The sequence below is a fragment of the Streptomyces sp. NPDC005393 genome (assembly GCF_040606675.1).
GTDB lineage: Bacteria > Actinomycetota > Actinomycetes > Streptomycetales > Streptomycetaceae > Streptomyces.
The window spans coordinates 113,347-126,475 of record NZ_JBEXFG010000013.1 but is presented as its reverse complement, the minus strand read 5'-3'; the positions used below and the strand labels follow the sequence as shown (position 1 = coordinate 126,475).

The following is a 13,129-nucleotide window of genomic DNA, read 5'->3' as shown; positions in this document are numbered from 1 at the left end:
GTCATGTCATTTCCCCTGCTGACGGTCACGGCCGCGGTGCCCGCGCTCGGCGCGGTCGTCACCGCCGCCGTGCCCGCCGCCAAGCGCGCCGCCGCCAAGTGGGTGGCGCTGGGCTTCTCCCTCGCCACGCTCGTCCTCGCGGCGGTCGTGCTGGTCCGCTTCGACCCCGACGGCGGCCGCTTCCAGCTCACCGAATCCCATGCCTGGATCAAGGACTTCGGGGTCCGCTACGAACTGGGCGTGGACGGCATCGCGGTCGCGCTGATCGCGCTCACCGCCGTCCTCATCCCCTTCGTCATCCTGGCGGGCTGGCATGACGCCGATCCGCTGGAGGGCGCGCGGCCCAACCACCGCTGGCGGCCCACCCAGGGCTTCTTCGCGCTGATCCTGCTGGTCGAGGCGATGGTGGTGATCTCCTTCGAGGCCACCGACGTCTTCCTCTTCTATATCTTCTTCGAGGCCATGCTCATCCCGATGTACTTCCTCATCGGCGGCTTCGGGGACCGGGCCGGGGGGCGGTCCGAGGAGGAGACGGCCACCCAGCGTTCGTACGCCGCCGTGAAGTTCCTGCTCTACAACCTGGCGGGCGGGCTGATCATGCTGGCCGCGGTGGTCGGCCTCTACGCGGTCACCGCCGATGACCTGGGCACCGGCACCTTCTCGCTCCAGCAGATCGTCCAGGAGCGGGCGAGCGGCCATCTCGACATGGCGACCTCCACCGAGCGGCTGCTGTTCCTCGGCTTCTTCTTCGCCTTCGCGGTGAAGGCGCCGCTGTGGCCGCTGCACACCTGGCTGCCCAACGCGATGGGGGAGTCCACCGCCCCCGTCGCCGTGCTGATCACCGCGGTCGTCGACAAGGTCGGCACCTTCGCGATGCTCCGCTTCTGCCTCCAGCTCTTCCCCGAGGCCAGCAAGTGGGCCACCCCGACGATTCTGATCCTCGCGTTGATCAGCATCATCTACGGCGCGCTGCTGGCGATCGGCCAGCGGGACATCAAGCGGCTGATCGCCTACGCCTCCATCTCCCACTTCGGCTTCATCATCCTCGGCATCTTCGCCATGACCACGCAGGGCCAGAGCGGCGCCACCCTCTATATGGTCAACCACGGGATCTCCACCGCCGCGCTGATGCTGGTGGCCGGGTTCCTGATCACCCGGCGCGGCTCGCGGCTCATCGCCGACTACGGCGGGGTGCAGAAGGTCGCCCCGGTGCTCGCGGGCACCTTCCTGATCGGCGGTCTGGCCACCCTCTCGCTGCCCGGCCTCGCGCCCTTCATCAGCGAATTCCTGGTCCTGGTCGGCACGTTCAGCCGCTACCCGGCGCTCGGTGTGATCGCGACCTTCGGCATCGTGCTCGCGGCGCTGTACGTGCTGATCCTCTACCAGCGGACCATGACCGGTCCGGTCAAGGCCGAGGTGCGGAGCATGCCCGATCTGAGGGTGCGTGAGCTGCTCGTCGTCGCCCCGCTCATCGCGTTGCTGATCTTCCTCGGCGTCTATCCGAAACCGCTGGCCGACATCGTCAACCCGGCGGTCGACCACACGCTGTCCGTGGTGGACAAGAAGGATCCCAAGCCCGATCACCCCGTCACCGACGCGGGCTGGTTCAGCTACCGCCCGATCCACGACGGTCCCTCCGGAGGTGCCAAGTGACCCATGCGGCCATTGTCCACAGCCTGTGGACAACAGCGGCGGCGGCGCCCGACAAGATCCCGTCGCCCGACATCGAATACGGCCAGCTGTCGCCCACGCTGATCGTGCTCGGCGCCGCGATCATCGGCGTCCTCATCGAGGCGTTCCTGCCGCGCCGCCAGCGCTATGTGGCGCAGCTGTTCGTGTCCGTCGTCGCCCTGGCCGCGTCCTTCGCCGCCGTCATCGGCCTCGCGGCCGGCCACTACGGCACCAGCAAGGCCCATGTCGCGGCCATGGGCGCCATCGCGATCGACGGCCCGGCGCTCTTTCTGCAGGGCACCATTCTCCTGGTCGCGCTCGTCGCCGTCTTCACCTTCGCCGAGCGGCGGCTCGACCCGGTGGCCCACGGCAACCGCGTCGACTCCTTCGCCGCGCAGGCCGCCGCCGTGCCGGGCGGCGAGGCCGAAAAGGCCGCGGTCAAGGCCGGGTTCACCACCACCGAGGTCTTTCCGCTGGTCCTCTTCGCGGTCGGCGGCATGCTCGTCTTCCCCGCCGCGAACGATCTGCTGACCCTCTTCGTGGCGCTGGAGGTCTTCTCGCTCCCGCTGTATGTGCTGTGCGCCCTCGCCCGGCGTCACCGCATGCTCTCGCAGGAAGCCGCCGTCAAGTACTTCCTGCTCGGCGCCTTCTCGTCGGCGTTCCTGCTCTTCGGGATCGCCCTGCTGTACGGATACGCGGGCACCGTCGCCTACGGCGGGATCGCGGATGTCGTCGACGGCCAGGTCCGGAACGTCAGCCCGGCGCTCGCCGGGACCATGGGCAATGACGCGCTGCTGCTGATCGGCGGGGCGATGGTGCTGATGGGGCTGCTGTTCAAGATCGGCGCCGTTCCGTTCCATATGTGGACCCCGGACGTCTACCAGGGCGCCCCGACCCCGGTCACCGGCTTCATGGCCGCCGCCACCAAGGTCGCGGCCTTCGGCGCGCTGCTGCGGCTGCTGTATGTCGTCCTGCCGGGGCTCCGCTGGGACTGGCGGCCGGTGATGTGGGGCGTCGCCATCGTCACCATGCTGGGCGGCGCGATCGTCGCCGTCACCCAGACCGATGTGAAGCGGCTACTGGCCTACTCCTCGATCGCCCACGCGGGCTTCATCCTCGCCGGTGTCATCGCCACCACGCCCGACGGCGTCTCCTCCGTCCTCTTCTACCTCGCCGCGTACTCGTTTGTGACCCTGGGCGCCTTCGCGGTCGTCACCCTGGTCCGCGACGCGGGCGGCGAGGCCACCCACCTCTCCAAGTGGGCCGGGCTCGGCCGCCGTTCGCCCCTGGTGGCCGCCGTCTTCGCGATCTTTCTGCTCGCCTTCGCCGGTATCCCGCTGACCAGCGGCTTCGCCGGAAAGTTCGCCGTCTTCAAGGCGGCGGCCGATGGCGGGGCGGGCGCGCTGGTCGTCGTCGGTGTGATCTCGTCGGCGATCGCGGCCTTCTTCTACATCCGAGTGATCGTGCTGATGTTCTTCAGCGAGCCGCGCACGGACGGCCCGTCGGTCGCCGTCCCGAGCGCGCTGACCTCGTCGGCGATCGCGATCGGCGTAGCGGTCACGTTGGTGCTGGGGGTCGCCCCGCAGTACTTCCTGGACCTGGCGAGCCAGGCCGGGGTGTTCGTGCGGTAGCCGCCGCCTCGGGGTGCGGACGCCGCTGCCCGGCAGCCCACGGGGGGTGCCGGGCAGCGGCGTCCGTGCGTCCGGGGTTCTCTCCCCCCCGTCAGCCGGTCCAGACCGTGCGGGTACTTCTCCGCCACGACGACCGTGCCCACCCCGGGCAGCCGCTCCACCAGCCGCTCGGCGCGCAGCAGATCGAGGGCCAGGCGCACGGTGTTGCGGGAGGTGCCGCAGTCCGCGCCGAGCGCGTCCTCAAGCGGCAGTACGCCCCCGGGGAAGCCGCCGGTCAGGATCTGGTGGCGGAGCAGATCGGCGAGTTGCCGCGCCCGGTCGGCGCGGAGCCGGCGGCGGTGTGCGGCGGCGACCGGCGGGGCGTGCTCACGGATGCGTTCGCGGGGGCGTTCGGCTGGCATCGGCCGGCTCCGGGGGTACTGGGCGGCGGGTCGTGTCCGGACCATACCGATGGGGCCCTGCGATGGTGTTGCCGGAGTGTTGCGCCACTTGACGAGGGCTCCGGTGCCGCGCAGGGCCTGCAGTTTCGTCCTCGCGGCAGCAAGATCTGCCACTACCCGGAGCGCCGTGCGACGAGCCCCCCGGCGGGCTCGCCAGGGGGCTCGGGAGAGCGGAGTGGGCGGTCGGGCGCCGTAGGGTCAGCTGGAGGGGACAGCGGACGGCAGGTCGGTCGGGATGTCGGAGGGGAGGCCGGACGGGAACGACGTCGGAAGCCCGGATGGGAGGTCGCCGGGCGAGGCGGTCCGGGTGAAGGTGTCGTTCTCGGAGAGCGCGTCCCAGTCGACCGTGAGGGTCTTGCCGTCGGCGCTCGGGGCCACCTTGCCCATGGTGCGGTCCGTATTGCCGTCGGCGCACTTGAGCATCAGCATCTTCTCGCCGGTGTCGGTGTACTCACCGGTGCAGGTGTGCTTGCCCGCGACCAGGACGGCCTTCTCGCCGCTGATGGACAAAATGATCGCTTCACCACCGGTCTTCGCCACATAGGCGCCCGTCAGCTTCCCGTCCGCGCCCCCCTCCGCCGGGGCGCTCGACTGGGAGGCGGACGGAGTGTCCTTGGACGTGTCCTTCTTGCCGTCGTCGCTGTCGCTGCCGCATGCCGTCAGCAGCAGGGCGGCCGCGGCCACCGTCCCGGCGATGCTTACTGCCTTCTTCATGCGTTTCTCCTCAGTTGATAGGGCAGGAGCACGACAAATTAGCAGTCGGTCAGGGCGCCGCCGGAACAACGTGGCCGGTCACGTCACCCAGACCGATGCGGGCCCCGTCCGGGCCGGGCGCCCAGGCCGTGAGGGTCACCTCGTCGCCGTCCTCCAGGAAGGTCCGGGTGGAGGAGTCGGGGAGCCGTACGGGGTCGCGGCCCGCCCAGGTGAGTTCGAGGAGGCAGCCGCGCTCGGTCGGGCGCGGGCCGCTGACCGTGCCGGAGGCGAAGAGGTCGCCGGTGCGCAGCGAGGCGCCGTTCACCGTCATGTGGGCGAGCTGCTGGGCCCCGGTCCAGTACATGGCGGAGAAGGGCGGACGGGAGATGATGTGGCCGTTGAGGGCGGCCTCGATGCGCAGATCGAGGCCGCCGGGCTCGGCGGACGAGTCGTCGAGGTAGGGCAGGAGCGGAACATCGCGGACGGGAGGGCTGGTACGGGCCGGGGCGAGGGCCTCCAGCGGGGTGATCCACGCGGCGATGGAGGTGGCGAAGGACTTGCCGAGGAAGGGGCCGAGCGGGCGGTACTCCCAGCTCTGGATGTCGCGTGCGGACCAGTCGTTGAGCAGACAGACGCCGAAGACGTGGTCGTGGAACCCGGCGAGCGGCACCGGTGTATTCAAAGGGGAAGGGGCACCGACGACGAAGGCCACCTCCGCTTCGAAGTCGAGGCGCAGGGAGGGGCCGAAGACGGGAGCGGGGGAGGAAGCGTGGGAGGAAGCGTGGGGCGCGGAAGGCAGATGCTGGCCGTGGGGGCGTACGACGGGCGTGCCGGAGACGATGACGGTGCCGGCCCGGCCGTGGTAGCCGATCGGCATGTGCTTCCAGTTGGGGGTGAGCGCGTCGCCGTCCGGGCGGAAGATCTTGCCGACATTGGAGGCGTGGTGCTCGCTCGCATAGAAGTCGACGTAGTCCGCCACCTCGATCGGGAGGTGGAGGGCGAGGGTGGTGAGGGGGTGCATCAGGGGCTCGATGGTCGGCCAGTGCGCCGGGTTGGTCAGCCAGTCGCGCAGCTCGGCGCGTACGGCCTGCCAGACCGGGCGGCCCGCGGCCATCAGCGGATTGAGCGAGGATCCACCCAGCAGTTCGGCGTGCGGAGAGGCGGTGGCGGCCGCGGCGGCTCCCGCGTCCAGCACCTGGCTCCCGTAGCGCACGCCGATTTTCCGCAGATGAGGAGCGTGGGGCGTGGTGAAGACGCCATAGGGGAGGTTGTCCGGACCGAAGGGATCGCCTTCGGGCAGGTCGAGCGGGGATCGCTGCGGCATCGGGGCTGCCTCGCCTTCTCCTCGTCACCGGGGTGGCCAGGCCACACCCTACGGCGCGCGGGGCAGGAGATGAGGGGGTGTCCGCTGCTGCCTAAAGAGATGGCAATGTCCGGATAGTCCTTGCTGGAGGCGGCAATTCCGAAGTAGCGTCCTTAATCGGGTCACGCACAGTGGGGGGGCCACTGCGCTGCGGTGACCGAGGGGGACTCGTGGCGAGCAGTGCCGTGCCGTTCGCGGTGGACCGTTCCGTGCCCGGTCTGATCGTGAAGATCGGCGGCTACCCGCTGCACCACGGCGGTGTCGGCGCGATCCGCTCCCTCGGCCGTCTCGGTGTCCCCATGTACGCCGTCACCGAGGACCGTTGGACCCCGGCCGCGCGCTCGCGCTATCTGACGAGGGCCTTCGTCTGGCCGACCACCGGCAGGGAGCGGCCGGAGCGGCTGGTGGAGGGGTTGCTGCGGATCGGGCGGGCGATCGGCCGGCCGACGGTTCTGCTGCCCACGGACGAGGAGGCGGCGGTGCTGATCGCCGAGCACGCGGAGGTGCTCGCCGGGGACGGCCGCTTTCTCTTCCCGCGGGCGGAGCCCGAGTTGCCCAGGCGGCTGGCGAGCAAGCAGGGGCTGCACGAGCTGTGCGTCAAGCACGGGGTGCCCACGCCCGAGGGCGCGTTCCCCGATTCGTACGCCGATATCAAGGCGTTCGCGGCGAGTGCCCGGTTTCCCGTGGTCGCCAAGAACCGGGAGGCGTTCGAGCGGCGGAAGAAGCCCGCGGTCAGCGGGACCACCCGGATCGCGGGCCCGCGGGAGCTGATGGAGCTCGCGCGGGACTGGGGACCGCGGCCCGGGGTGATCCTGCAGGAGTATCTGCCGCGCGAGGATGCCGAGGACTGGATCGTGCACGCGTACTTCGACGCCGAGAGCACGCCGCTGGCGATGTTCACCGGGGTCAAGGTGCGGTCCTGGCCGCCGCACGCGGGCATGACGGCGTGCGCCTTTGTGGTGGACAACGGCGAGCTGGCCCGGATGGCGGCCCAGTTCATCAAGCGGATCGGCTTCAGCGGCATCGTCGACCTGGACTGGCGCTTCGACCGGCGCGACGGACGGTACAAGCTGCTGGACTTCAATCCGCGGATGGGCGCGCAGTTCAGGCTCTTCGAGAACGGGGCGCGGGTCGATGTCGTACGGGCCCAGCATCTCGATCTGACGGGGCGCCCGGTCCCCGAGGGTGAGCAGCCGGCGGACCGGCGGTTCCTGGTCGAGAACATCGATCTGCCCGCGCTGCTCGCCTACCGCCGCAGCGGATACACCACGCCGCACGCGCCCGCACGGGCGAGCGGGACCGAGCTGGCGTGGGCCGCGCGCGACGATATGCAGCCGTTCTTCACCATGCTGGCGCGCTCTGTGCGGCCCGGCGCGGCACATCTGTACCAACTGTGGCGCGCCACCAAAAAGTGAAGCCTTGGGGAGGAGATTCATGAACGATCCGGTAGCAGTCATCGGGGCCGGACCATACGGTCTGTCGACCGCCGCCCATCTGCGCGCCCGCGGCCTGCCGGTCCGCGTCTTCGGGGTGCCGATGGTGAGCTGGCGTGAGCAGATGCCCGCGGGCATGCTGCTCAAGTCCACGCCCGTGGCGTCGAATATCGACGCACCGCAGCCGGGACACACCCTGCTCGACTACTGCCATGCGGTGGGTGGCAAGCGCTATGAGTCCGACTGGGACATCGTCCCCGTCGAGACCTTCTCGCAGTACGGGCTGTGGTTCCAGGAGCGGCTGGTGCCGGATCTGGAGCAGGTGCGAGTGGTGGCGATCGACCGGCGGGGCGGCCGTTTCGAGCTGAAGCTGGACTCGGGGGAGCAGTTCACGGCGCGCGCCGTCGTCGTCGCCAGCGGGCTCAGCGGGCTGGCCCATCTGCCCCGGGAGATCGCCGTCGCCATACCGGATGGACCCTCGGCGGCCGGGCCCGTCTCGCACAGTTCGCAACACCATGACCTCGGGCGGTTCACGGGGCGTCAGGTCGTGGTGGTCGGGGCCGGGCAGTCGGCGCTGGAGAGCGCGGTGCTGCTGGCCGAGGCGGGCGCCGCCTCGGTGCGGGTGGTGGCCCGGGGGCCGCGCGCGGTCGCCTTCGGCGCCCCGCCGGACCGGCAGCCGAGGCTGCGGCCCGAATCGCCCTTCGGCCGCGCCTGGTCGCTGTACGCGCTGTCGTACCACGCCGTGGGTTTCCGCCGGCTGCCCGCGCCGACCCGGGCGTATCTGGTCCGCAGGGTGCTGGGGCCGAAGGGCGCGTGGTGGCTGCGCGACCGGTTCGCCGGGCGGGTGCAGGTCACCCAGGGGCAGCACATCTCCCGGGTCACCGTGGAGGGTGACGGACGGCCGGTGATGTCGCTGCGCGGCGCGGGCGGCCGGGTCGGCGAGCTGGCCGCCGACCATGTGCTGGCCGCGACCGGATACCGGATGAGCGTGTCGGCGCTGGACTTTCTCGGGCCCGAGCTGCGCTCCGAGGTGGTCACCGGCGCCGGCGGCCCCTGGCTGGACGCCGGATACCGCTCCTCGGTGCCGGGGCTCTATTTCACCGGGCTGCCCGCGGCGGCGAGCTTCGGTCCGGTGATGCGGTTCGTCTGCGGTACGGAGTACGCGTCGCCGCGGCTGGCGCAGGCGCTGACCGCCGCTCACGGCTGAGCGGCCGCGGCCCGGCCCCCGATCGGTCACCCCTCAGTGGCCGGTCGGGGGCCGCATCATGAATGATCTGCCGCGATCGCGGTACCGCGATGTGTAGCCGGTCGGTTCGGGAGAGAACGTTGAGAGGGCGCACAAGGCGGGAAGGCGCCCACAGTGATCGAGACCCGACCGGTTACGCTGCCTGTTGGTGGAGGCAGCGACACATCGACATTCCGCGTGATCGTAGGCAGACAGGAGTACCCCGTGAGCGTCATCGCGCCCTTTGGGCTGAGCGTGCGGGACCAGACTCTGGAAGCCGACACCCAAGCCGGGCTGACGGCTGTCGAAGAGGGGCTGTTGGAGGCCACCAAGAGCGACGTGCCCTTCATCACCGAGGCCGCCCAGCATCTGGTGCGGGCCGGCGGGAAGCGGTTCCGGCCCCTGCTGGTGCTGCTCGCCGCGCAGTTCGGCGATCCGTACGCGCCCGGCGTGGTGCCCTCGGCCGTCGTCGTGGAGCTGACGCATCTGGCGACGCTGTATCACGACGATGTGATGGACGAGGCGGATGTGCGGCGCGGGGTGTCCAGCGCCAACGCGCGCTGGGGCAACTCGGTGGCGGTGCTCACCGGCGACTTCCTGTTCGCCCGTGCCTCGCACATCCTCGCCGATCTGGGGCCGGAGGCGGTGCGGATCCAGGCCGAGGCGTTCGAGCGGTTGGTGACCGGCCAGATCCTGGAGACGGCGGGCCCTCGCGGCGGCCGCGACCCGATCGAGCACTATCTGGATGTGCTGGCCGGTAAGACGGGCTCGCTGATCGCCGTGTCCGGGCGGTTCGGGGCGATGATGTCGGGCGCCGACGAGTCCGTCGTCAACATCCTCACCCAGTACGGCGAGCGGCTGGGCATGGCCTTCCAGCTGGCCGACGATCTGCTGGACATCGCCAGCGACAGCCATGAGTCGGGCAAGACGCCGGGCACCGATCTGCGCGAGGGCGTCGCCACGCTGCCCGTGCTGTATCTGCGGGCGCAGGCGGAGTCGTCCGGTTCGGCCGAGGACCGTGAGCTGTGCGAGCTGCTCGACGGGGACCTCACCGATGACGCGCGCCATGCGGAGGTGCTGCGGCGGCTGGGCGCCCATCCGGCGCTGGAACTGGCCCGCCGGGACACGGTCCGCTATGCGGCGGAGGCCCGTGCGATGCTGGCGCCGCTGCCGGAGGGCCCGGCGAAGGAGGCCCTTGAGGGGCTCTGCGACGCGGTGGTGCACCGGGCGGGCTGACCCGGTCGGCGGTACCGGCGTCCCCGGCCCGGATCCCGGGCCCCCTAGGGGTGACGCCTTCTGGGGGAGTACGGGCCTCCACCATGTGGCGTGCGGACGTCATCCCGGAGCATTACGCGCAGTTGATCCTGCGGGTTGACGCGCCACGTCGGTCGATTTGATGGGATTAAAAGACCACCACATGGCGGGATCGGGTGACAATGGCCCGAGAGGTGGACGAGTGCAGGCTGACAACCGCCGCCGACGACGGAGGTAGAGCACATATGGCACGGATCCGACCGACACAGGTCGCCGACGACGGCTTCTGGGACGACGAACGCCCCACACGACGAAAAAAGGTTGCGCGATACGCCGCCCCGGCCGCTGTGGCGGGGATCGCGGCGGCGACGATAGGGCTCGTCCCGGCGCTCGCCAGCACCGGCGACCCCGATCTGCCGAAGATCTCCGCGGAAGAGCTCATCAGCAAGATGGCGGCATCGGACACCCAGCAGCTGTCCGGTTCAGTGAAGATCACCACCGATCTGGGCATCCCCTCGCTCCCGGGCGGCGGCTCGATCGCCGACCTCGGCGGCGGGCAGGGCGGCGACGGCGGCGCGTCCGCCTCGCCCGACTCCCGGCTGATCGAGCTCGCGTCCGGCTCCCACACCCTGCGGGTGGCCGCCGACGGGCCGGACCGGCAGCGGGTTTCGATCATCGAGAACGCCGCCGAGTACAGCATGATCCACAACGGTGACGAGACCTGGGCGTACGACAGCTCCAGCAACTCCGTCTACCACTCCACCGCGCCCAAGGACGCCAAGGCCAGGGGCGACCACCGGCAGGACGTGCCCAAGGATCTGCGGGACGCCACCCCGCAGCAGATCGCCAAGAAGGTGCTCGCCTCCGTGGACGACTCCACCGAGGTGGCGGTCGACGGCACGGCGCGGGTCGCCGGGCAGGACGCCTATCAGCTGCTGATCAAGCCCAAGCAGCAGAGCGACTCCACGATCGGCGCGATCCGCATCGCGGTGGACGCGGACAACGGCGTACCGCTGAAGTTCACGCTCACCCCGAAGAGCGGCGGCAAGGCGGCCGTCGATGTGGCCTTCACCAAGGTCGACTTCGGCAAGCCCACGGCGGGCACCTTCGACTTCACCCCGCCCAAGGGCGCCAAGGTCACCGAGGAGAGCGCCCGCGACCACCGCGCCAAGGACACCAAGGACACCAAGGACGCCCGGAACGCCCTGGCCGGGCTGAAGGTGATCGGTCAGGACTGGGACTCGGTGGTCCGGCTCGACTCCCCCGGTGGCGAGGCGCCCGCGACGCGCGGCGACAGCGGTCCGGATTCGGCGTCCGGGCTCCTCGGCGGTCTGGGCAAGAAGGTCAAGGGCGACTTCGGCTCCGGCACCGTGGTCAGCACCCGGCTGGTGAACGCGCTGCTCACCGACGACGGCAAGGTCTTCGTCGGCGCGGTCGACAAGGACGCCCTGGTCAAGGCGGCCGACTCGGCCAAGTGAGCCGTACGACGCACAACGAAGGGGAGCCCGTGGAGGAGCGGTCCGCCGAGGACGCGCCCGCGGCACCGGCCGCGGCCACCGCCGTCGACGCCGTGGCCGGTGCCGCGGTCGAGACCCGCGGGCTCACCAAGCGCTACCGGGGCGGGCAGCTCGCCGTCGACGCGCTCGATCTGACGGTGTCGCGCGGCAGCGTCTTCGGCTTCCTCGGGCCCAACGGCTCGGGGAAGACGACGACCATCCGCATGCTCATGGGCCTGATCGAGCCGACGTCGGGAGGGGCCCGGCTGCTCGGCGAGCCGATGCCGCGCGCCGCCCGGAGCGTGCTGCCGAGGGTGGGGGCCCTGATCGAGGGCCCCGCCCTCTACCCCTTTCTGACCGGCCGGGACAATCTGCTGCGCTATGACGCCGCCGACCCCACCGCCGATCCGCGCACCCGCGCCGCGCGCGTGGCGGCCGCCCTGGGGCGGGTGGGCCTCGCCGCCGCTGCCGGGAAGAAGGCCCGCGCGTACTCACTCGGCATGAAGCAGCGCCTCGGTCTGGCCGCCGCGCTGCTCCAACCGCGTGAGCTGCTGGTTCTCGACGAGCCGACCAACGGCCTGGACCCGCAGGGGATGCGGGAGATCCGCACCCTGGTGCGCGAGCTCGCCGAGGAGGGCACCACTGTCTTCCTCTCCTCGCATCTCCTCGACGAGATCGAGCAGGTCTGCAGCCATGCGGCCGTCATGGCCCAGGGCCGTCTGATCGCCCAGGGCACGGTCGCCGAGCTGGCGGCGGCCGGCCGCGGCAGGCTGTCCGTCACCACCCCGGATCCGGCCGACGCCGTCCGCGTCCTCAAGGAGCACGGGGTGACGGACCTGGTGGTGCTGGACGACCGGGTCTCCGGGGAGCTGCCCCTGCCCGGCCCGGGCGCCGGCGAGGCGCCGCCCGATCCGGCGGACCTCAATGCCGCGCTCGTACGCGCCGGGGTGCGGGTGCGGGCCTTCGGGGCCGAGCGCGCCTCGTTGGAGGACGCCTTTGTCGCGCTGACCGGGGAGGGGTTCGATGTCGCGGGCTGATGTGACGGAGGCGGGAGCCGCGGTGCGCCGCCCGAGTCCGCTGTGGAGCCTGGCGCTCTTCCGCTCCGAGCTGACCACCACCTTCCGCCGCTGGCGCACCCTGGCCCTGCTCGGGGTGCTCGCGGCCGTCCCGGTCCTCATCGGCGTCGCGGTGAAGATCGAGACGAGCGACGGCGGCGGCTTCGGCGAGGGGCGCGGGGGAGACGGGCAGGGTCCCGCCTTCTTCGCCCAGATCACCAATAACGGGATGTTCCTCGTCTTCGCCTCATTGGCGGCGACGCTGCCCGTCTTTCTGCCGATGGCGATCAGCGTGATCGCCGGTGACGCGCTCGCGGGCGAGGCGAGCTCCGGGACGCTGCGTTATCTGCTGGTCGCCCCCGCCGGGCGCACCCGGCTGCTGCTGGCCAAGTTCGCCACCACCCTGGCGTTCTGCCTGGTCGCGACCCTGGTGGTGGCCGTCTCGGGGCTGGCGACCGGGGCGCTGCTCTTTCCGCTCGGCGACATCACGCTGATCTCCGGCACCACCGTCCCGTTCGGCGACGGGCTGGTACGGGCGCTCGGCGTGGCGGCCGTCGTGGCGCTCTCGCTGGTGGGGATCGCGACGGTGGGGGTGTTCATCTCCACCCTCACCAGCAGCGGTATCGCGGCCATGGCGAGCACCGTGGGGCTGGTGGTCACCGCGCAGATCCTCGACACCATTCCGCAGCTGCACGCGATCCAGCCGTATCTCTTCCCGCACTACTGGCTCAGCTTCGCCGACCTGCTCCGGGACCCGGTCTACTGGGACGAGCTGATCAAGAACATGGGGCTGCAGGGGCTGTATGTGGCCGTGTTCGGCTCGGCGGCCTGGGCCAGGTTCACCGCGAAGGACATCACGGCCTGAGCC

The 13,129-nt window shown here is 70.9% G+C and carries 10 protein-coding genes and 1 pseudogene; 8 read left to right on the top strand and 3 right to left on the bottom strand.

What is annotated here, in order from left to right:
* The first annotated feature begins 3 nt into the window (after positions 1 to 3).
* Positions 4 to 1,653 carry an NADH-quinone oxidoreductase subunit M gene (locus ABZS71_RS14515; protein WP_356209983.1) on the top strand — a complete coding sequence of 550 codons (1,650 nt, stop codon included), beginning with the start codon at positions 4 to 6 and terminating at the stop codon, positions 1,651 to 1,653.
* Positions 1,650 to 3,302 carry an NADH-quinone oxidoreductase subunit NuoN gene (gene nuoN, locus ABZS71_RS14510; RefSeq protein WP_356209980.1) on the top strand — a complete coding sequence of 551 codons (1,653 nt, stop codon included), beginning with the start codon at positions 1,650 to 1,652 and terminating at the stop codon, positions 3,300 to 3,302. Before ABZS71_RS14515 ends, nuoN begins: the two co-directional genes overlap by 4 nt.
* 86 nt (positions 3,303 to 3,388) lie before the next feature.
* On the opposite strand, the pseudogene ABZS71_RS14505 reads toward nuoN, so the two are convergent.
* From ABZS71_RS14505 to fahA, 3 genes and pseudogenes are all read right to left on the bottom strand, one after another.
* Positions 3,389 to 3,703 (bottom strand): annotated as a pseudogene (locus ABZS71_RS14505) (winged helix-turn-helix domain-containing protein); the annotation flags it as partial.
* A gap of 237 nt (positions 3,704 to 3,940) precedes the next feature.
* Positions 3,941 to 4,456 carry a hypothetical protein gene (locus ABZS71_RS14500; RefSeq protein WP_355843496.1) on the bottom strand — a complete coding sequence of 172 codons (516 nt, stop codon included), beginning with the start codon at positions 4,454 to 4,456 and terminating at the stop codon, positions 3,941 to 3,943.
* Positions 4,457 to 4,505: 49 nt separating this feature from the next.
* On the bottom strand, positions 4,506 to 5,759 hold the full coding sequence (gene fahA / locus ABZS71_RS14495; RefSeq protein ID WP_356209977.1) for a fumarylacetoacetase: 1,254 nt from the start codon (positions 5,757 to 5,759) through the stop codon (positions 4,506 to 4,508).
* Between the two features lie 224 nt (positions 5,760 to 5,983).
* Here fahA and ABZS71_RS14490 point away from each other — a divergent pair, with 224 nt between their 5' ends.
* From ABZS71_RS14490 to ABZS71_RS14465, 6 genes are all read left to right on the top strand, one after another.
* Positions 5,984 to 7,213 (top strand): ATP-grasp domain-containing protein, encoded by a 1,230-nt coding sequence (locus ABZS71_RS14490; protein WP_355843680.1) that lies wholly within the window; start codon positions 5,984 to 5,986, stop codon positions 7,211 to 7,213.
* A 19-nt stretch (positions 7,214 to 7,232) separates the two neighbouring features.
* Positions 7,233 to 8,438: an FAD-dependent oxidoreductase gene (locus ABZS71_RS14485; RefSeq protein ID WP_356209975.1), complete on the top strand. Its 1,206-nt coding sequence runs from the start codon at positions 7,233 to 7,235 to the stop codon at positions 8,436 to 8,438.
* Between the two features lie 243 nt (positions 8,439 to 8,681).
* Positions 8,682 to 9,692 (top strand): polyprenyl synthetase family protein, encoded by a 1,011-nt coding sequence (locus tag ABZS71_RS14480; RefSeq protein ID WP_355843489.1) that lies wholly within the window; start codon positions 8,682 to 8,684, stop codon positions 9,690 to 9,692.
* Positions 9,693 to 9,955: 263 nt separating this feature from the next.
* Positions 9,956 to 11,188: a DUF2092 domain-containing protein gene (locus tag ABZS71_RS14475; protein ID WP_356209973.1), complete on the top strand. Its 1,233-nt coding sequence runs from the start codon at positions 9,956 to 9,958 to the stop codon at positions 11,186 to 11,188.
* Positions 11,189 to 11,280: 92 nt separating this feature from the next.
* Positions 11,281 to 12,243, top strand: a complete 963-nt coding sequence (locus ABZS71_RS14470; protein ID WP_355843678.1) for an ABC transporter ATP-binding protein — start codon at positions 11,281 to 11,283, stop codon at positions 12,241 to 12,243.
* Positions 12,230 to 13,126: an ABC transporter permease gene (locus ABZS71_RS14465; protein ID WP_356209971.1), complete on the top strand. Its 897-nt coding sequence runs from the start codon at positions 12,230 to 12,232 to the stop codon at positions 13,124 to 13,126. The genes ABZS71_RS14470 and ABZS71_RS14465 overlap by 14 nt, the downstream gene beginning before the upstream one ends.
* The last annotated feature ends 3 nt before the right edge of the window (positions 13,127 to 13,129 follow it).

Excerpts from the sequence above, each read along its gene's own strand:
- ABZS71_RS14465 (WP_356209971.1), top strand. The coding sequence starts at position 12,230 with ATGTCGCGGGCTGATGTGACGGAGGCGGGAGCCGCGGTGCGCCGCCCG.
- fahA (WP_356209977.1), bottom strand. The coding sequence starts at position 5,759 with ATGCCGCAGCGATCCCCGCTCGACCTGCCCGAAGGCGATCCCTTCGGT.
- ABZS71_RS14515 (WP_356209983.1), top strand. The coding sequence starts at position 4 with ATGTCATTTCCCCTGCTGACGGTCACGGCCGCGGTGCCCGCGCTCGGC.
- ABZS71_RS14475 (WP_356209973.1), top strand. The coding sequence starts at position 9,956 with ATGGCACGGATCCGACCGACACAGGTCGCCGACGACGGCTTCTGGGAC.
- ABZS71_RS14485 (WP_356209975.1), top strand. The coding sequence starts at position 7,233 with ATGAACGATCCGGTAGCAGTCATCGGGGCCGGACCATACGGTCTGTCG.
- ABZS71_RS14500 (WP_355843496.1), bottom strand. The coding sequence starts at position 4,456 with ATGAAGAAGGCAGTAAGCATCGCCGGGACGGTGGCCGCGGCCGCCCTG.